Genomic DNA, 19,177 nt, shown 5'->3' with positions numbered 1-19,177 from the left:
GGCGCAATGCCTTGTGAGCAGGCTCACATTGCCGCTTTGAGGGCCGCAAAGCCGCGATCGAGATCGGCCTTGAGGTCGTCGGTGCTCTCGAGCCCGATATGCAGTCGCAGTGTCGGACCGTCCGGCGCCCAATTCGTCGCCGTGCGATAGTCGGTGCAATCGAAGGGAATCGCGAGGCTCTCGAAGCCGCCCCAGGAAAAACCCATGCCGAACAGCTTGAGCGTGTTGAGCATGGTGTCGACGGCCTTCTGCGGCACGGGCTTCAGCACGATGCTGAACAGGCCGGAGGCGCCGGTGAAGTCGCGCTTCCAGATGGCGTGGCCCGGATCGGTCTCGAGGCCCGGATGCAGGACGCGCGCGACCTCGGGCCGGCTGGCCAGCCAGTGCGCCATGTCGAGACCGGAGCGGTGATGCTGTGCGAGGCGGACCGACAGCGTACGCAGGCCGCGCAGCGCCAGGAAAACGTCGTCGGGGCCTGCGCAGACGCCGAGCAGGCGGATGCCTTCCGCGATCTGCGGCCAGGTCTTGGCGTTGGCCGAGATGGTGCCGAACATGATATCGGAATGGCCACCGATATATTTGGTGGCAGCCATCATGCTGATGTCGACGCCCTGCTCGAGTGAGCGGTGATAGAGCGGCGTGGCCCAGGTGTTATCGTCGATGACGAGCGCGTCGCGCGCATGCGCAATTTGAGCGATGGCGCGGATATCAGGCATCTCGAACGATTGCGAGCCCGGCGCCTCGACCAGCACCGCGCGGGTGTTGGGCTTGAACAGCTTCTCGATGCCGGCGCCGATCAGCGGATCGAAATAGGTGGTCTCGATGCCTAGGCGGGCGAGCATGCCGTTGCAGAAATTGCGCGTGGGACGATAGACATTGTCGCAGACCAGCAGATGGTCGCCGGTCTTCAAGACCGAGAGCAGGGTGGTCGAGATCGCCGACAGGCCCGACGGCACGATGCCGACGCCAGCGCATTGTGTCCCCTCCAACGCCATCAGCGTGTCCTGGAACGCCCGGGTCGTCGGACTGCCGTGACGGCCATAGGTGAACTCGCCGCGATGGGCGTGCAGGTCCTCGGCGGTCGGATAGAGCACGGTCGAGCCGTGGAACACCGGCGGATTGACGAACCCCTTCTGCGCCTTGGTGTCGCGGCCGGAGGTGACCAGCCGGGTTTCGGCGTGCTGCTGTGCGGGGTGGGAGGAATCCATGCGTCTGCTTTCAAAAAGCGTTTCCGCCGGGCGCGGATCGCGCGGTCGGGGCGGCCTGGGGGCCACCGACGTTAATAACAGAACACAGAAGAGTCCCGTCAACCCCTTGACCCGGCTCGCCAGTCGTTCTGTGATGCGCGGGTGCTATTCAGTCGCCGCATGTTGAGGGGCCTGCCGCGACCTTCGATCCATCGTCTGACCGGACCTTGCGCCACGGCCTCAAGTGCGGGCGCCTGCGACGAGGATTAAGGTATGGCCTCCCGGGATGGGCGAGTGTTCGGCAAGGTTTTCCAGCATGACTCTTGCAAGGCTACCCTTTTTGTAGGGAAAGTCTTGGCAGAGACACCGTTCCCGACCTTGAGATGACTTTGAAAGGCTTGAAGCCCATGAAACGCGTGACCCTGGCTTTCTCTCTTGCTCTCGCCGTCGGCCTCTCTGCCCAGGCCGCCGACGCACAAACGCTCAAGACCATCAAGGACCGGGGCACGCTGTCCTGCGGCGTCAGCCAGGGCCTGCCGGGCTTCTCCTCGCCCGATGACAAGGGCAACTGGACCGGGCTCGACGTCGACGTCTGCCGCGCCATCGCGGCCGCGATCTTCAACGATCCGACTAAAATCACATTCGTGCCGACCTCCGCCAAGGACCGCTTTACCGCGCTGCAGTCCGGCCAGATCGACGTGCTCTCGCGCAACACCACCTGGACCATCTCCCGCGATACCTCGCTCGGCGCCAACTTCACCGGCGTGACCTACTATGACGGGCAGGGCTTCATGGTGAAGAAGTCGCTCAAGGTGAATTCGGCGCTGGAGCTGAACAGCGCCTCGGTCTGCGTGCAGACCGGCACCACCACCGAGCAGAACCTCGCCGACTACTTCAAGGCCAACAACATGAAGTACGAGGTGATCGCGTTCGGCACCAACGACGAGACCGTCAAGGCCTATGAGGCCGGGCGCTGCGACGTCTTCACCACCGACCAGTCCGGCCTCTACTCCAACCGTCTGAAGCTCGCCAATCCCAACGACCACATGGTTCTCCCCGAGATCATCTCGAAGGAGCCGCTCGGACCGATGGTGCGCCACGGTGACGACCAGTGGTTCGACATCGTGAAATGGACGCTGTTCGCCATGATCACCGCCGAGGAGCTCGGCGTGACCTCGAAGAACGTCGACGAGAAAGCCAAGATGGAGAATCCGGAGCTGAAACGCGTGCTCGGCACCGACGGCAATTTCGGCGAACAGCTCGGCCTGACCAAGGATTGGGTGATCCGAATCGTGAAGGCCGTCGGCAATTACGGCGAGGTGTTCGATCGCAACGTCGGCGCGGGCTCGCCGCTCGCAATCAACCGCGGTCTCAACAATCTCTGGAACAAGGGTGGTCTTCAGTACGCGCCGCCGATCCGCTGATCCGGCCCGATCAGCCGGCACATGGCAATGAGCACCGAAGCTCGTAAACCGCCGCTCCAGATCGCGCTGAAGATCAGGCGGCTTCTGGGTGGCAAGGCAGGCTGGAACGGCGTCGCCGTCCAGTTTGCCTTCGCGGCGGTGCTGGGCTGGATCGCCTACGAGATCATCTCGAATGCCCGCGCCAATCTCGAAAACCAGCACATTGCCGCCGGCTTCGGCTTCCTCGCGAACAACGCCGGCTTCGACGTCAACCAGACCCTGATTTCCTATACCGGCTCTGACACGTTCCTGCGGGTGTTCGTGGTCGGGCTGTTGAACACGCTCGTGGTCTCTGCGGTGGGCATCGTGTTCGCTACAGTGATCGGCTTCATCGTCGCGTTGTGCCGGCTGTCGCCGAACTGGCTGGTGTCGCGTATCGGCGAGATCTATGTCGAGCTCATCCGCAACCAGCCGCTCCTGTTCCAGATCCTGTTCTGGTACCTGGCGGTGCTCGCGGCGCTGCCCAATCCGCGACAGAGCATCTCGCTGCTCGGCATCGCCTTTATCAGCAATCGCGGTCTCGTCATTCCACAGCCGATCGGCCAGGCCGGTCTGGAGCCGTTCCTGGCGGCGCTGGCATTCGGCGTCGTCGCCGCGCTGGGCTTGCGCATCCATGCGCGGCGGGCATTGTTCTTGCGCGGACAGATGATCCACATCTGGCCTTATGTGCTGGGCCTCGTCATCGGGCTGCCGCTTGTCACCATGCTGGTGTTCGGTCTGCCCATCACCGTCCAGCTGCCGCAGCTCAAGGGGTTCAATTTCGCCGGCGGCGCGCGCGTCATTCCGGAATTCGTGGCGCTGGCGCTGGCGCTGTCGACCTATACCGCGGCCTTTATTGCGGAGATCGTGCGCGCCGGCATCCAGTCAGTCCACAAGGGGCAGATGGAGGCGGGGTCCTCGCTGGGCCTGAGTCGCGGCACCACGCTGCGGTTGATCGTGGTGCCGCAGGCGATGCGCGTGATCGTGCCGCCCCTGACCAACCAGTATCTCAACCTTACCAAGAATTCCTCGCTCGCGGTCGCGATCGGCTATCCCGACCTCGTGTCGGTATGGGCCGGCACGTCGCTGAGCCAGACCGGGCAGGCAATCGAGATCATCACGATGACGATGGGCGTCTACCTCCTGATCTCGCTCGTCACCAGCGGCGTGATGAGCATCTACGGCTGGCGCCTGAACCGGAGCCTCGGCGCATGACCGACATCATGGCGTCATCCTTCGTCCGTCGGGACCTCGTCGCCGAGCGTCCCGCGCCGGTCAAGACTACCGGCTTTGTCGGCCTGCTGCGCACCCGCCTGTTCAATTCGCCGACCAATATCCTGCTCACGATCGTCAGCGCCTTGCTGCTCTGGTTCACCATCATTCCGTCCATCAGGTTCCTGATCGTCGATGCGGTCTGGAGCGGCAACGACCGCGGCGCCTGCCTCGCCGAGAACGCCGGATTTTCCGTCGGCGCCTGCTGGCCCTACATTCAGGCCAAGCTGCCGCAGTTGATCTATGGTTTCTATCCCGAGGCCGAGCGCTGGCGCGTCAATCTCGCGCTGATCCTGGCGGCTGCACTGCTCCTGCCGCTGCTGATTCCACGCCTGCCTGCCAAGGGCCTCAACGCCAGCCTGTTCTTCTTCGCCTTTCCGGTCGTCGCGTTCTTCCTCCTGCATGGCGGCGGCATCAGCGGCTTCGGCTTGAGCTGGACCGCCGGCCTGCTGGAACTGTTCGACGACAGCATCGTTAGCGCCGGGCACGTGCTGCTCGGCCTGAGCAAGACATCGGCCATCGCGCCGCTGCTGTGGGTTGTCGGCAATCTCATCGTGCTGGTCGGCATTGCGATCCGTTGGCTGATCTACCCGCTGACCTGGCTGCGCGACCAGCTCCAGGGGACGGGCCAGTCGGTCTGGGTCGATTTTGCCATCACGACGGCGTTCGTCTCGCTGATCGCCTTTGTCCTCGGCGGCGGCATTCGCACGGGGTGGCGCGCGCTCGCGTCGAGCATCGCCACCTTCGTCGCCATCGCGATGGTTATCATGCTGATGGGGCTCGACCACGGCGGCTTGCCGATCGTCGCGACGAATCTCTGGGGCGGGCTGCTGGTGACACTGGTGGTCTCCGTGACAGGCATCGTCACCTCTCTGCCGATCGGCATTGCGCTGGCGCTCGGCCGGCGCGCCTCAATCCCCCTGATCCGGATCTTCTCGATCGCCTTCATCGAGTTCTGGCGCGGCGTGCCGCTGATCACCGTGCTGTTCTTCGCCACCTACATGCTGCCGTTGTTCCTGCCGGGCAATTTCACTGTCGACGGCCTGGTGCGCGCGCTGATCGGCATCGCGCTGTTCACCGGCGCCTACCAGGCCGAGAACGTCCGTGGCGGTCTCGCCGCGATCCCGCGCGGGCAGAACGAGGCGGCGGCGGCGCTGGGGCTGTCCTGGTGGAAGACGACCTCGCTGATCGTGCTGCCGCAGGCGCTCCGCCACGTCATTCCGAACCTCGTCAACAGCTTCATCTCGCTGTTCAAGGACACCTCGCTGGTCTCGATCGTGGCGCTGTTTGACTTGCTGGGCTCGCTCCGGGCTTCGTTCTCGGATCCGAAATGGTCGACGCCGTCGACCGCGTTCACCGGCTTTGCCTTCGCCGGTATCATCTACTTCATCTTCTGCTTTGGAATGTCGCGCTACTCGCTCTTCGTCGAGCGCCGCCTCAACATCCACCGCCGCAACTGATCGAGGTCATCATGTCCGCTGATCCCATCGTCAACATTTCCGGCCTCAACAAATGGTACGGCGAGTTTCATGTGCTGCGCGACATCGACCTCGAGGTCAACAAGGGCGAACGCATCGTGATCTGCGGGCCCTCGGGCTCGGGCAAATCGACGCTGATCCGCTGCATCAATGCGCTCGAGGAATTCCAGGAGGGCAAGATCGTCGTCGATGGCATCGAGCTCGGGCCGAACCTCAAGCATGTCGACGCGGTGCGCCGCGAAGTCGGCATGGTGTTCCAGAGCTTTAATCTGTTTCCGCATCTGACGGTGCTGGACAATTGCACGCTGGCGCCGATCTGGGTGCGCAACATCCCAAAGAAGGACGCCGAGGAAACCGCGATGAAATTCCTGGAGCGGGTCAAGATCCCGCACCAGGCCAGCAAGTTCCCCGGCCAGATGTCAGGTGGCCAGCAGCAGCGCGTCGCGATCGCGCGCGCCCTGACCATGAACCCGAAGGTGATGCTGTTCGACGAGCCGACCTCGGCGCTCGATCCCGAAATGGTCAAGGAGGTCCTCGACACCATGGTCGACCTGGCGAAGGAGGGCATGACCATGCTGGTCGTGACCCACGAAATGGGCTTTGCCCGTGAGGTCGCCAACCGCGTGGTGTTCATGGACGCCGGCCAGATCATCGAGGCCAACACGCCGAACGAATTCTTCGCCACCCCGCAGCATGCCCGCACCAAACTGTTCCTGAGCCAGATCCTGCGCTGATTCCCGCGACATCCCGGAGGGGCCGCCGATCGGCCGGCAAGGTTTGATCTCGTAGGGTGGGCAAAGGCGCTCTTGCGCCGTGCCCACCATCTCTCCGCGATCGCCAGCGGAATGGTGGGCACGCTGCGCTTTGCCCACCCTACCGCACCGCCGCACGACCGCGCCGAAGCGTAAACTTTTACGCAATTTCATCGCCAGCTAAAAACCATAACACCTTTCGACACCCCCAGCACTTCACGCGTTCGAAAGCTCTTTCTGCGCATAACGCCCCAAAAAGGGGATGTGTCACATGCTCGGCTTCGTGTTCGGCCTCAATGCCCGCCTTGGGCGCCTGCATTTCTTTCTGGCCACGGTCGTGCTGGCGATCGTGATGACCGCGATCTGTTTTGCGATCGCAATGGCCGCGTTGCGCACGACATCACCGAGCATGGTCCATCCCGAAGATCTCACCCGAAACTGGGCCATCATTGCTGCGATGGTGTTCTTCGGCGTTGTGACCTTCACGCTGCAATCGATGCGCATCCGCGACATCGGCTGGGATCCGGTCTGCGTGATCCCGGCCTGGATCGCGCTCATGATCGTGGATCATGTGGCGGCAGGCCGGTTTTCGGCCTGGGCGATCGGCCAGGAGCATCAGGGCACGATGCTCGGCGGGCTGGTCAATCTCGCTCTGCTGCTGGCGCTCACCTTCTGGCCGGGCGCCGACAACGAGGGCTCTTACACCAACCCCTTCGAGCCGCCCGCGCGCGCAGCCGGCAAGCCGTCGACATCGGACCAGCGCCTTGCGCGCGTGTCGCAAGGCACGGCGCGCCCAACTTGGAGCTGAGAGCCTGGAGCTAGACGAACGGCAGCTTGACGTTGCTGCGCTTCTCCAGCCATTCCGGCACCGGCAGGTTCTTGGCGCGCATGAAGTCGGCGTTGAACAGCTTTGACTGATAGCGGCTGCCGGAATCGCAGAGAATGGTGACGATGGTCTTGCCGGGTCCGAGCTGCTTGGCGAGCCTCATCGCGCCGACGATGTTGATGCCGGTGGACCCGCCGAGGCAGAGGCCTTCGTGCTGGAGCAGCTCGTAGATCACCGTGACCGCTTCGGCATCGGGAATGAGATAGGCGTCATCGACCTTGGCGCTCTCGACGATCGCGGTTTTCCGGCCGAGCCCGATGCCTTCCGTGATGGAGTCGCCTGGCGTTGCCTTGGCTTCGCCGGTCCTGAAGTATTCAAACATGCCGGCGCCGTGCGGATCGGCGCAGGCGATCCGGATGTCCTTGTTCTTCTCTTTCAGGTAGCGGCTGACGCCGGCGAGCGTGCCGCCGCTGCCGACCGAGCAGACGAAGCCGTCAACCTTGCCGCTGGTCTGCTCCCAGATCTCGGGGCCGGTCGAGTCGTAATGCGCCTTGGCGTTGTCGAGGTTGTTCCACTGGTCGGCGAACAACACGCCGTTCGGCTCGGTCTTGCGCAGCTCGTCGGCAAGGCGGCGGCCGACATGCTGGTAGTTGTTCGGATTGGAATAGGGCAGTGCCGGCGATTCCAAGAGCTCGGCGCCGCACAGCTTCAGAAAATCCTTCTTCTCCTGGCTCTGCGTCTCCGGGATCACGATCAGCGTGCGATAGCCGCGCGCGCTCGCGACCACCGCCAGCCCAATGCCGGTGTTGCCGGCGGTCGCTTCCACCACGAGGCCGCCCGGCTTCAGCTCGCCGCGCTTCTCGGCTTCCTGAATCATCCATTTGCCGGCGCGGTCCTTGACCGACTGGCCGGGATTCATGAACTCGGCCTTGCCGAGAATGGTGCAGCCGGTCAGCTCGGAGGCGCGCTTGAGCTTGATGAGCGGGGTGTTGCCGATGGCTTCGACAACGTCGTTTTTGGTGGTCATGTCAGGCAAATTACCGGCTGGATGCGTGAAGTCATCGAGACCCTAAAGTAGGGCCGCCGGCCTTACAAGCGACCCTTGCAAGGCGGGCCGGCAAACTCTTATTGCTGCTTTGCGAAGATGACCTGCCGGACGTCGATATTGCCGGACAGGAATCCGGCCTCGCAATAGGCGAGGTAGTACTCCCACAGCCGCCGGAACCGGTCGTCAAAGCCGAGCGGCACCAAGCCGGGCCAAGCCGCGCGAAAATTATCGCGCCAGGTGGCAAGCGTCTTGGCATAATCTTGCCCGAAGATGCGCTCGCCGATGACAGGGACGTTGAATCGGTCCCCGAGCGACTTCAGCACCGCGGGCGAGGGCAGCATGCCGCCGGGAAAGACGTAGCGCTGGATGAAGTCGACCTCGCGCCGGTAGCCCTGGAAGAGCCGATCCTGGATCGTGATGGCCTGGATGCCGGCAAGCCCGCCCGGCAGCAGCCGGTCGCGCAGCTGGGCGAAATAGCGCGGCCAGAACCGCTCGCCGACAGCCTCGATCATCTCGATCGATGCGATCCGGTCGTAGCGATCCCGCTCGTCGCGATAATCCTGCAGTCGGATATCGACCTTCTCGGCGAGGCCCGCCTCGTGGATGCGCTTGCGCGCGAAGTCGCGCTGCTCGGTCGAGATGGTGAGGCCAACGACGCGTGCACCAAAAGTCTTGGCGGCGAATTCGGCGAAGCCGCCCCAGCCGCAGCCGATCTCGAGCAGCTTCTGGCCCGGCTTCAGGTCGAGCGCCTCGGCGAGACGGCGATATTTGTTGGTCTGCGCGGCCGCGAGGTTTGTGCTCGAGCCCTCGAACAGCGCCGACGAATAGGTCATGCTCGGATCGAGCCACGCCGAATAGAACGCATTGCCGATGTCGTAATGGGCGTGGATGTTGCGCCGGGCCTGGCGACGGGTGTTGCGGTTGAACCAGTGCTGCACCGTCTGCACGAACCGCATCAGCGGCTTGTCGCGCAGCATGGCCTGGATCAGATCGTGGTTGACGCAGAACAGGTAGAGAAATTGCGTCAGGTCCGGCGTATCCCAATCGCCGGCGAGATAGGCTTCCGCGATGCCGATATCGCCGCCATTGATCAGGCGCGCGGCAAAGCTGTAATTGTGCAGGCGCATCGCGGCCTTCGGTCCCGGCTCCTGTCCGCCCATCCGGATCAAGCGCCCGTCGGGCAGGGTGACATCAAGCGTTCCGCGCCTGAGCCGGGAGCCGAAGGCAACCGCAAGTCGGACGATGCGTGGCAGATCGGCGAGCGTTGTCTCTACAGTCTCGGGCGTCACCGAGATGGCATTCGACATCGGAAAATCCATCAATTGAACGGATAATATCCGACCGCGAGCTAGTCGCGCCCAACTCACCATGTCGCCAGACCCGAGCGCGCCCTGCATGCGGTCAGCGACCGGTAGTATAGGTGTACGATTTGCCGGCCGCCAAGATGGTTTCTGACCCAAGCTGCTCTGCTGCATTCGGTTGTGGCAACAGCCGGCATGACCGTGTCGGATGGCAGCAACACGCAAAAATGGTAGCGCATCGCCATCGGCATGAACGGCGAGCCGTAGAACAGTTTTTCTTGCTGTCGTCGCGGACGACCGCGATGCGCATGCCTGAAAGTGTCCTGCCTCGTGTGAAACAAGCTACGGTGCGTTGCGGCGCAGGTTTCAGTGGAGCAAAGGCCGCCTTTGCTGGTCTCGCGGCCAGTGTGGCCGCAATATCACATGAAATCTTGGTAAGCTTGAACGCGCTTCGGAATGACGCGACAAATCAAAAAGCCGCTGCGAGACAGTGGTTTTTTGTATTTTCATCGTCCAGACGCCGGGGACGATCAGGTGTGCTTTTCGCAGGTGCGGGACTGTCCCGCAGTTCCGCGCCCGGCTAGGATGAATCTCAGGTCCCGCAGAAAGCATCACGCCGTGAACGAGTTACAGAAAGGCCTCCGGCCGTCCGTCCGCGAATCGGCTAATCCGGCCGCGCGGTGGCGGTGTGATCTGCCCGGCAGGGGGTGGATGTGACACAGCGGGTTCCGGCCGTCGCCAAGCGGCACTTCCTCGAGCTTGCGTCCCGAACGCTGCGTACGTTCGCCGTGGTCTGCCTGGCGTCGAGCTCGGGCGCCTGTGTGCTGACCCAGGACCTTCCAGATCCCGCGCTCGATGTCCCCACGCAATACAAGTACACCGGGAAGGCGGACGCGCCGCCGACGCTGGATTGGTGGCGCGGCTTCCGCTCGACTGAACTAACGCAGTTGATGGAGGAGGCGCAGACCGTCAACCTCGACATCGCCGCCGCGGTCTCGCGGATTGTCGAAGCTGACGCCCAGGCGCGCCAGGCGGGCGCAGCGCTGTTGCCGAGCCTGTCGGGAGGCGGTTCGGAGACCTATTCGCGCACATCCGGCTCGAGCGCATCGGGCCTGACCAATGGCGGCCGTGAGGTTGTCAACTACTCCGCGTCGCTGAGCGCCAGCTACCAGCTCGATTTCTGGGGCCAGAACCGCGACGCGCTGCAGACGGCGGAGGAGACCGCCAATGCCAGCCGGTTCGACCGCGACACCGTCGCGCTGACGACGCTCGCAGCCGTCGCTAATGCCTATTTCCAGGTGCTGTCCTCGCAGGACCGCCTGCGCACCGCCCAGCGCAATATTGCGAGCGCGCAGCGTATCCTCGATGCCATCCGCGAGCGCCGCAAGGCCGGCACCGGCACCGATCTCGACGTCGCCCAGCAGGAGAGCGTGCTGGCCAACCAGAAGGCGCTGGTGCCGCCGCTGCGCCAGACCCTCGACCAGAACACCAATGCGCTGGCGGTGCTGGTGTCGCGGCCACCGGAGAGCGTGCGCGTCGCGGGCGGCTCGCTGGACCGGATCGCGATCCCGCGCGTCACCCCGGGGCTGCCGTCGGAGCTGCTGACGCAGCGGCCCGACATCCGCCGGCAGGAAGCGCAGCTCGCCTCGGCGACCGCCAATATCGGCAACGCCCGCGCGCAGTTTTTCCCGACCATCCAGCTCACCGGCAATGGCGGTTATCAGAGCTCGGCACTGGTGTCGCTATTCCAGCCGCACGCGGCGTTCTTCCAGCTGGTCGGCAGCGCAACCCAGCCGATCTTCGACGGCGGCAAGATCCTCGGCAATTTCGAGTACGCCAAGGCGCGGCAGGAGGAGTTGCTCCAGACCTACCGCAAGACCATCGTCCAGGCCTTCACCGACGTCGACAACGCGCTGTTCTCGATCAAGCAGACCACGATCAAGCTGCAATTGCAGCGCGATGTCGTCAACGCCTCGCAGCGTGCCTTCGACCTCGCCGAGCAGCAATTGCGTGCCGGCACCGCCGATATCGTGACCGTGCTCAACACCCAGCTGACGCTATTCCAGGCCGAAGACACGCTGGCGCAGGCGCAGCTCGCACGCCTTCTTGCCATTGTCAGCCTGTATCAGGCGCTCGGCGGCGGCTGGGAGCCGCGAATGGAGAAACCGGTCAATGCTCTTTAAGCCGGATACGAAGGACAACGCGAAAGCGGGGACGGCGAAAAAGTCGCGCGGCCGCGGCTTCGTCATGACCCTGATCACGCTCGCGATCCTCGGCGGCCTCGGCTATCTCGGCTGGACCGTGATGCACCAGCAGCCGCAGCAGGCGGGGAACGGTCGCAACCAGCAGCGGCCCGATCTGCCGGTGCCGGTGCTGGCGGCGACGCCCAAGGTCCAGGACGTGCCGGTCTATCTCGACGGCGTCGGCGCGATCCGCGCGCTCAACACGGTCACCGTGCGCTCGCAGGTCGACGGCAAGCTGATCGCGGTGAAGTTCACGGAAGGCCAGGACGTCAAGAAGGGCGACGTGCTCGGCGAGATCGACCCGGCGCTCTACCAGGCGACCTATGACCAGGCCGTCGCCAAGAAGGCCCAGGACGAAGCCCAGCTCGCCAATCAGCGCATCGATCTGACGCGCTACGAGCAGCTCGCGGCGTCCAATGCCGGCTCGAAGCAGCAGGCCGACACCCAGCGCGCGGCGGTCGCGCAGACCGAGGCGCTGGTCAAGGCCGACCAGGCGTCGATCGACAATGCGGCGGCGACGCTGAGCTACACCAAGATCGTGGCGCCGCTGTCAGGCCGTGCCGGCCTGCGCCAGGTCGACCAGGGCAACATCATCCACGCCGCCGACACCACCGGCCTCGTCGTCATCACACAATTGCAGCCGATCGCGGTGTGGTTCAGCCTGCCGCAGCAGCAGATCATGCGCGTCAATGCTGCCGCCGCCAAAGGCGTGCTCGCGGTCGACGTGTTCGGCAACGACGGCGTCACCGTGATCGACACCGGCAAGCTCACCGGCATCGACAACCAGGTCGACCAGACCACCGGCACGCTCAAGCTCAAGGCCGAATTCCCCAACGCCAACTACCAGCTTTGGCCCGGCCAGTTCGTCAATGTCCGCCTCAAGGTCGAAACCCTGTCGCAGGCGCTGGTGGTGCCGACATCGGCGGTACAGCGCGGACCGATCGGCACGTTCAGCTATGTCATCGGCGAGGGCGACATCGTCTCGGCCAAGCCCGTGACGGTGACGCAGCAGAACGAGCATGATGCGGTCATTGCCAGCGGCCTCACCGCGAACGACAAGGTCGTCACCACGGGCTTCGCCAATCTGTCTGACGGCTCCAAGGTCATCATTGGCCGCGACGAGCAGACGCCGTCGGCCGATCTCGCCCCGCGCAAGCGCACGCGCGCGCCGGACGGCCAGAAGGACGGACAGGGCAAGGACGGCGAGCACCGCGCCAAGCGGAGCAGCAGTGAGGGCGACCAGAAGGGCCAGACGGGCCCGGCGCCGGGGCCGGGGGCTCAACCATCGGGACCTGGAGCCAAGCAGCCATGATCCCGGCAACAGCCGCCTGAGCGGCAGGCGCATCTCATGGGTGTCTCCGAACCCTTCATCCGCCGGCCGATCGCGACCTCGCTGCTCGGCATTGCCCTGCTGATCGGCGGGGCGCTCGGCTATTTCGCGCTGCCGGTCTCGGCGCTGCCGCAGGTCGATTTCCCGACCGTGCAGGTCTCGACGCAGTTGCCCGGCGCGAGCCCCGACGTGATCGCCTCGCTGATCACTGCGCCCCTGGAGCGGCAGCTCGGGCAGATTCCGTCGCTGACGGCGATGAACTCGACGAGCTCGTTCGGCGTCAGCCAGATCTCGCTGCAGTTCGACCTCAACCGCGACATCGACGGCGCGACCCAGGACGTGCAGGCCGCGATCAACGCGGCCGCAGGCGTCTTGCCGAAGACGCTGCCGTATCCGCCGACCTACGCCAAGGTGAACCCGGCGGACGCGCCGGTCATGACGCTGGCGCTGCGCTCGGACACGATCTCGCTCCGCGCGATGAGCGACATTGCGGATACGCTGCTGGCGCAGCGGCTGAGCCAGATCTCCGGCGTCGGCCGTGTGTCCGTGCTCGGCGGGCTGAAGCCGGCCGTGCGCATCCAGGCGGATCTGGCGCGGCTCGCTGCCTACGGCATCGCGATGGAAGATCTGCGCGCCGCCATCGCCAATGCCAACGTCTCTGGGCCGAAGGGCTCGCTCGACGGCGCCCAGCAAGCCTACACCATCGCGGCCAACGACCAGATCGCCGCCGCGGAGGCCTACCGTCCCATCATCATCGCCTATCGCAACGGTTCGCCGGTCACGATCGCCGACGTCGCCCAGATCGTCGACGGGCTCGAGAACGACCGCACCGGCGGCTGGTACCAGGGCACGCCGGCCGTCATCATCGACATCCAGCGCCAGCCCGGCGCCAACGTCATCGACGTCGTCAGCCAGATCCGCGCCGAGATCCCGAAAGTCCAGCGTGCGATTCCGGCCGGCGTGAACCTGACCATCGTCTCCGACCGCACCGTCACCATTCGCGCCTCGGTCCACGACGTGCAGTTCACGCTGGTCCTCAGCGTGGTGCTAGTGACGCTGGTGGTGCTGTTGTTCCTGCGCTCGCTGCGCGCCACGCTGATCGCGGGCGTCGCGCTGCCGCTGTCGCTGATCACGAGCTTCGGCATCATGTATTTTGCCGGCTTCAGCCTCGACAACCTGTCGCTGATGGCGCTCACGATCGGCACCGGCTTCGTCGTCGACGATGCCATCGTCATGATCGAGAACATCGTCCGCCACATGGAGAACGGCGACAGCGCGATGCAGGCCTCGCTGAAGGGCGCCAGCGAGATCGGCTTCACCGTGATCTCGCTGACGGTGTCGCTGATCGCAGTGTTCATTCCGCTGCTGTTCATGTCAGGCCTCGTGGGCCGCATGTTCCGCGAATTCGCACTGACCTTGACGATCGCGGTGGTGACCTCGGCCGTGGTGTCGCTGACGCTGACGCCGATGATGTGCTCGCGGCTGCTTAAGCACGCCCATGAGGAGTTCGCGGTGCCGGGGCTGGCCGCCGTCAGCCGCTTCATCGACCGTACCGTCGAGTTCTACCACCGCACGCTGCTCGTGGTGTTGCGGCATCAGCGCACCACGCTGGTCGTGACCTTTGCGACGCTGGCCGCGACCCTGGTCCTCTACGTCGTCGCGCCCAAGGGTTTTCTGCCGCTGCAGGACACCGCCTCGATCACGGCGGTGACGGAAGCCGGGCCCGATGTGTCGTTCGGCGAGATGCAAAAGCGGCAGGCCGACGCCGCCGACGCCATCAAGGCCGATCCTGACGTAACCGGCGTGGTCTCGGTGATCGGCGCGGGCTCGGTCAACCCGACCACCAATGTCGGGCGCCTCGTCATGACGCTGAAGCCGCGCGGCGAGCGGCGCGACGATGTCAGCGCGGTCATTGCCCGGTTGAAGGACAAGGTCTCCGGTATCCCCGGCATGACCGTCTACTTCCAGCCGGTGCAGGACGTGCAGATATCGACCCAGTCGAGCCGCTCGCAATACCAGTACACGTTGACCGGGACCGACGCGACGCTGGTGTCGGAATGGGCGAAGAAGCTCGTCGACGAGATGCGGCGCGATCCCCTGTTCCGCGACGTCTCCTCGGAAGCCCAGGAAGGCGGCCTGCGCGCGCAGCTCGACGTCGACCGCACCCGCGCCGGCCAGCTCGGTGTCAGCCTGCAAGCCATCACCGACACGCTGAACGACGCCTTTGCCCAGCGGCAGATCTCGACCATCTACGGCCAGGCCAACCAGTACCGCGTGGTGCTGGAGGCGCTGCCGATGTACCAGCGTGATCCCTCGATCCTGTCAAAACTGTACCTGCCGGGCGGCGCCAGCAGCGCCCTCGTCGGCGCGCCAAACGCCCAGGTGCCGCTCGATGCGGTAGCCACGCTGAAGCGCACCACGGCGCCGCTTGCAATCTCGCACCAGGCGCAATTCCCGGCGATCTCGCTCAGCTTCAACCTCGCGCCGGGCGCCGCGCTCGGCGACGCCGTCGAGGCGGTCAAGGCGATCGAGACCCGGATCGAGATGCCCAACAGCATCGTCGGCGTCTATGCCGGCGATGCCGCCGAGTTCGCCAAGGCGCTCGCCGGCCAGCCCTGGCTGTTGCTCGCCGCCGTGATCACGATCTACATCGTGCTGGGCGTGCTCTACGAGAGCTACATCCACCCGATCACGATCCTCTCGACACTGCCCTCGGCCGGCGTTGGCGCCATCCTGGCGCTGATCCTGTGCGGACAGGATCTCTCGGTCATCGGCCTGATCGGCATCATCCTGCTGATGGGCATCGTCAAGAAGAACGCGATCATGATGATCGACTTCGCGCTGGAGGCCGAGCGCGGGCAGGGCATGCCGGCGCATGAGGCGATCGTGCAGGCCTGTCTGTTGCGCTTCCGCCCGATCATGATGACGACGCTGGCCGCGCTGTTCGGCGCGCTGCCGCTGGCGATCGAGAGCGGCACCGGCGCCGAGCTGCGCTTTCCGCTCGGCATCTCCATCATCGGCGGCCTGCTGCTGAGCCAGCTGCTGACGCTCTACACCACGCCCGTGATCTACCTCGCGCTCGACCGCATCAACCGCCGCCTCGAGCAGGCGCTGCCGCCGCCCGAGCCCGACGCGCCGCCTACGGCCGGCGCGACCGAGGGGATGCAGTGATGGTATCGATCTCTGAGCCCTTCATCCGCCGCCCCGTCGCGACCACGCTGCTGTCGATCGGGCTGTTCCTGCTGGGGGGCGTCGCCTACGAGTTCCTGCCCGTCGCCTCGGTTCCGAATGTCGACTTCCCCGCCATCTTCGTCTCGGCGAACCGCCCCGGGGCCGATCCGTCGGTGATGGCTGCAACCGTGGCTGCGCCGCTGGAGCGGCGGCTCGGCGAAATCGCAGGCATCAACCAGATCACGTCGACCTCGTCGCTCGGCACGGCGAACATCCAGCTCCAGTTCGACATCGGCCGCAACATCGACAAGGCCGCGCACGACGTTCAGGCCGCCATCAACGCCGCGCTGGTCGACCTGCCGAGCGATCTGCCGGCGCTGCCGCGCTTCCGCAAGGCGAACACGGCCGGCGCGCCCGTCTTCGTGCTCGCGCTGACCTCCAAGACGCTGTCCGCCAGCGCCATCTACGACGTCGCCGACACGGTGCTGGCGCAGCGCATCTCGCAGGTGCCGGGCGTGGGCGACGTGACCGTGAGCGGCGCCGACCAGCCGGCGGTGCGGATCCAGCTCAACCCGGTCGCGCTGTCGAATGCGGGGATCGCGACCGACAACGTCCGGACCGCCATCATCAACGCCAATCCCCTCGGTCCCGTCGGCATCTTCAACGGCGAGCGCCAGAGCGAGACGCTGTCGCTGAACAGGCAGATGCGCACGGCCAAGGAATTCCGCGACATCGTCATCAAGAGCTCGAACGGAAATTTCGTCCGGCTCTCCGACGTCGCCGACATCGAGGATTCCGTCCGCAACGCGCGCTCGATCGCCTGGTTCAACAAGCAGCCGGCGGTGCTGATCCAGATCACCAAGCAGGGCGACGCCAACGTCATCGACACGGTCGACCGGGTCAAGGCGCTGATCCCCGCGCTGAAACAATGGATCCCGGCCGGCGTCGACGTCTCCACCCTGGTCGATCGCACCTCAACGATCCGCGCCAGCGTGATGGACATGCAATGGACGCTGCTGGCGACCGCCGTCCTGGTCATGGTCGTGGTGTTCGTGTTCCTGCGCCGCGTGACGCCGACGGTCGCGGCCGGCATCTCGGTGCCGCTGGCGCTGGCCGGCACCTGCGCCGGGATGTGGGTCGCCGGCTTCTCGATCGACAATCTGTCGCTGATGGCGCTGGCGATCTCGGTCGGCTTCGTGGTCGACGATGCCATCGTCATGATTGAGAACATGTTCCGCAATCTCGAGCACGGCATGCGGCCGATGCAGGCGGCGCTGGAGGGCGCCAAGCAAATTGGCTTCACCGTAGTCTCGATCAGCCTGTCACTGATCGCCGCGTTCACGCCGCTGATCTTCATGGACGGCATCGTCGGCCGCCTGCTGCGCGAATTCTCGCTGACGCTGACCTTCGCGATCGTGGTCTCGACGCTGGTGTCGCTGACGGTCACGCCGATGATCTGCGCCCACTACATCCGGCAGACCACTTCGGGGTCCGCCACGCTGTTCGACCGCCTGATCGAAGGCTCGCTGTCGCGCATCGTCTCGTTCTACACCCGCACCCTGCGCGCGGTGCTGGAGTTCCCGCTGCTGACGCTGCTGGTGTTCTTCGCCACCATCGGCCTGACGGTGATGCTCTACGTCAAGGTGCCCAAGGGCTATTTCCCGACGGATGATTCCGGCTTCGTCATCGGCGCGACGCGCGCCTCGGCCGACATCTCGTTTCAGTCCATGCTGACGCTGCAGCAGCGCCTCGCCGACATCGTGATGCAGGATCCGGCCGTGGCCGGCATCGGCTCGACCGTGGGCAGCGGAGGCGGGGGGCCGGGCGCGGCGACCTCCAACCGCGGCACCATGTTCATCAGCCTGAAGCCGCCCGAGGAGCGCGACCACATCTCGACGCAGGTCGTGATCGACCGGTTGCGGAAGGCACTGTTCGCCGTGCCCGGCATCCGTCTCTTCATGTTTGCTGCCCAGGATGTCCGCGCCGGCGGCCGGCAGAGCGATTCCAACTTTCAATACACGCTCTCAAGCACCGACCTCGACCTGCTCCAGAAGTGGGCGCCGATCGTGGCCAAGCGGATGGAGACGGTCGAGGGCATCACCGACATTTCCAGCGACCGCGATCCCGGCGGGCTTCAGCTGACATTGAACATCGACCGCCAGAAGGCAGCAGCGCTTGGCGTCAAGGTTCAGGACATCGACAATGCCCTGAACAACGCCTTCTCGCAGCGCCAGATCTCGATCATCTACACCCAGCGCAACCAGTACATGACCGTGCTGGAGATCGATCCGAAATTCCAGGTCGATCCGTCCAACCTCGATCGCATCTATGTCGCCGGCGCTGGCGGCGTGCAAGTGCCGCTGTCCGCCGTGGTGCACGCGACGCGCGGGCTCGCTGCGCTTGCGGTCTATCATTCGCAGTCGGTGCCCTCGACCACGGTGTCGTTCAACACCTTGCCGGACGTGGAGCTCCAGGCCGCTACGCAAAACATCCAGCGTGCGGTCGACGAGCTGCACATGCCCGAGGGCATTCGCGGCAGCTTTGACGGCAATGCCGGCGATTTCGCCAAGACCAGCGGGCGTCAACCACTCTTGATCCTCGGCGCGCTGGTCGCGATGTATATCGTGCTCGGCGTGCTCTATGAGAGCCTCGCCCATCCGCTCACGATCATCTCGACGCTGCCCTCGGCCGGCCTCGGCGCGCTGCTCGCGCTCCAGATCACCAACACGCCGCTGACGGTGATCGCCTTCGTCGGCATCATCCTCTTGATCGGCATCGTCAAGAAGAACGGCATCATGATGGTCGACTTCGCGCTCGATGCCGAGCGCCAGCGCGGCCTGTCGTCGGCGGAAGCCATCTTCGAGGCCTGCCAGGCGCGCTTCCGTCCGATCCTGATGACGACCATGGCGGCGCTGTTCGCCGGCATTCCGCTGGTGGTCGCGACGGGTCCCGGCACGGAGCTGCGCCGCCCGCTTGGCATCACCATCATCGGCGGCCTGTTCGTCTCCCAGATCCTGACGCTGTACACGACACCCGTGATTTACCTCTTGATCGACCGCCTGCGCCGGCGGTCCGAGCCGCAGCCACTCGCGGCGCCGGCGGAATAGGTTGTTGCAGCACCGCTTCA

The 19,177-nt window shown here is 65.0% G+C and carries 12 protein-coding genes; 9 read left to right on the top strand and 3 right to left on the bottom strand.

Translation table 11 applies throughout. The annotated features are described in order from the left end of the window. Positions 1 to 23: 23 nt before the first annotated feature. On the bottom strand, positions 24 to 1,208 hold the full coding sequence (gene metC / locus ABID58_RS31820; RefSeq protein ID WP_354036841.1) for a cystathionine beta-lyase: 1,185 nt from the start codon (positions 1,206 to 1,208) through the stop codon (positions 24 to 26). Between the two features lie 386 nt (positions 1,209 to 1,594). On the opposite strand from metC, the gene ABID58_RS31815 reads away from it, so the two are divergent. From ABID58_RS31815 to ABID58_RS31795, 5 genes are all read left to right on the top strand, one after another. Continuing rightward, positions 1,595 to 2,611, top strand: a complete 1,017-nt coding sequence (locus ABID58_RS31815) for an amino acid ABC transporter substrate-binding protein (protein ID WP_148753932.1) — start codon at positions 1,595 to 1,597, stop codon at positions 2,609 to 2,611. A gap of 27 nt (positions 2,612 to 2,638) precedes the next feature. Beyond that, complete coding sequence (locus tag ABID58_RS31810) at positions 2,639 to 3,844, top strand: amino acid ABC transporter permease (protein WP_354036840.1); 1,206 nt, start codon at positions 2,639 to 2,641, stop codon at positions 3,842 to 3,844. Then, positions 3,841 to 5,361 (top strand): amino acid ABC transporter permease, encoded by a 1,521-nt coding sequence (locus ABID58_RS31805; RefSeq protein ID WP_354036839.1) that lies wholly within the window; start codon positions 3,841 to 3,843, stop codon positions 5,359 to 5,361. Before ABID58_RS31810 ends, ABID58_RS31805 begins: the two co-directional genes overlap by 4 nt. Before the next feature lie 11 nt (positions 5,362 to 5,372). Then, on the top strand, positions 5,373 to 6,113 hold the full coding sequence (locus tag ABID58_RS31800) for an amino acid ABC transporter ATP-binding protein (RefSeq protein WP_354036838.1): 741 nt from the start codon (positions 5,373 to 5,375) through the stop codon (positions 6,111 to 6,113). 289 nt (positions 6,114 to 6,402) lie between these two features. Beyond that, a complete protein-coding gene (locus ABID58_RS31795; protein ID WP_354036837.1) occupies positions 6,403 to 6,939 on the top strand; it encodes a DUF805 domain-containing protein in 537 nt (178 codons plus the stop codon). Positions 6,940 to 6,949: 10 nt separating this feature from the next. Here ABID58_RS31795 and ABID58_RS31790 read toward each other — a convergent pair whose 3' ends face one another. Beyond that, entirely contained in the window at positions 6,950 to 7,984 is a 1,035-nt protein-coding gene (locus tag ABID58_RS31790) for a cysteine synthase A (protein WP_148752336.1), read from the bottom strand. 98 nt (positions 7,985 to 8,082) lie between these two features. Continuing rightward, the gene (locus ABID58_RS31785) at positions 8,083 to 9,312 is read right to left on the bottom strand and encodes a class I SAM-dependent methyltransferase (RefSeq protein WP_354036836.1); all 1,230 of its coding nucleotides are present in this window, start codon (positions 9,310 to 9,312) and stop codon (positions 8,083 to 8,085) included. Positions 9,313 to 10,013: 701 nt separating this feature from the next. Here ABID58_RS31785 and ABID58_RS31780 point away from each other — a divergent pair. The 4 genes from ABID58_RS31780 to ABID58_RS31765 are packed head-to-tail and all read left to right on the top strand — an operon-like array spanning position 10,014 to position 19,157. Then, positions 10,014 to 11,489: an efflux transporter outer membrane subunit gene (locus ABID58_RS31780; protein ID WP_502916445.1), complete on the top strand. Its 1,476-nt coding sequence runs from the start codon at positions 10,014 to 10,016 to the stop codon at positions 11,487 to 11,489. After that, on the top strand, positions 11,479 to 12,861 hold the full coding sequence (locus tag ABID58_RS31775; protein ID WP_354036835.1) for an efflux RND transporter periplasmic adaptor subunit: 1,383 nt from the start codon (positions 11,479 to 11,481) through the stop codon (positions 12,859 to 12,861). Before ABID58_RS31780 ends, ABID58_RS31775 begins: the two co-directional genes overlap by 11 nt. A gap of 36 nt (positions 12,862 to 12,897) precedes the next feature. Then, a complete protein-coding gene (locus ABID58_RS31770) occupies positions 12,898 to 16,050 on the top strand; it encodes an efflux RND transporter permease subunit (protein WP_148752328.1) in 3,153 nt (1,050 codons plus the stop codon). Next, complete coding sequence (locus ABID58_RS31765) at positions 16,050 to 19,157, top strand: efflux RND transporter permease subunit (protein WP_354036834.1); 3,108 nt, start codon at positions 16,050 to 16,052, stop codon at positions 19,155 to 19,157. Before ABID58_RS31770 ends, ABID58_RS31765 begins: the two co-directional genes overlap by 1 nt. Positions 19,158 to 19,177: the final 20 nt, after the last annotated feature.

The sequence above is a fragment of the Bradyrhizobium sp. S3.2.6 genome (assembly GCF_040546885.1).
Lineage (GTDB): Bacteria > Pseudomonadota > Alphaproteobacteria > Rhizobiales > Xanthobacteraceae > Bradyrhizobium > Bradyrhizobium cytisi.
Note: the sequence above shows the minus strand (reverse complement) of the source record. Positions and strands in the feature narration are given on the sequence as shown.

Excerpts from the sequence above, each read along its gene's own strand:
- ABID58_RS31800 (WP_354036838.1), top strand. The coding sequence starts at position 5,373 with ATGTCCGCTGATCCCATCGTCAACATTTCCGGCCTCAACAAATGGTAC.
- ABID58_RS31785 (WP_354036836.1), bottom strand. The coding sequence starts at position 9,312 with ATGTCGAATGCCATCTCGGTGACGCCCGAGACTGTAGAGACAACGCTC.
- ABID58_RS31805 (WP_354036839.1), top strand. The coding sequence starts at position 3,841 with ATGACCGACATCATGGCGTCATCCTTCGTCCGTCGGGACCTCGTCGCC.
- ABID58_RS31775 (WP_354036835.1), top strand. The coding sequence starts at position 11,479 with ATGCTCTTTAAGCCGGATACGAAGGACAACGCGAAAGCGGGGACGGCG.
- metC (WP_354036841.1), bottom strand. The coding sequence starts at position 1,208 with ATGGATTCCTCCCACCCCGCACAGCAGCACGCCGAAACCCGGCTGGTC.
- ABID58_RS31765 (WP_354036834.1), top strand. The coding sequence starts at position 16,050 with ATGGTATCGATCTCTGAGCCCTTCATCCGCCGCCCCGTCGCGACCACG.
- ABID58_RS31810 (WP_354036840.1), top strand. The coding sequence starts at position 2,639 with ATGAGCACCGAAGCTCGTAAACCGCCGCTCCAGATCGCGCTGAAGATC.
- ABID58_RS31795 (WP_354036837.1), top strand. The coding sequence starts at position 6,403 with ATGCTCGGCTTCGTGTTCGGCCTCAATGCCCGCCTTGGGCGCCTGCAT.
- ABID58_RS31770 (WP_148752328.1), top strand. The coding sequence starts at position 12,898 with ATGGGTGTCTCCGAACCCTTCATCCGCCGGCCGATCGCGACCTCGCTG.
- ABID58_RS31790 (WP_148752336.1), bottom strand. The coding sequence starts at position 7,984 with ATGACCACCAAAAACGACGTTGTCGAAGCCATCGGCAACACCCCGCTC.
- ABID58_RS31815 (WP_148753932.1), top strand. The coding sequence starts at position 1,595 with ATGAAACGCGTGACCCTGGCTTTCTCTCTTGCTCTCGCCGTCGGCCTC.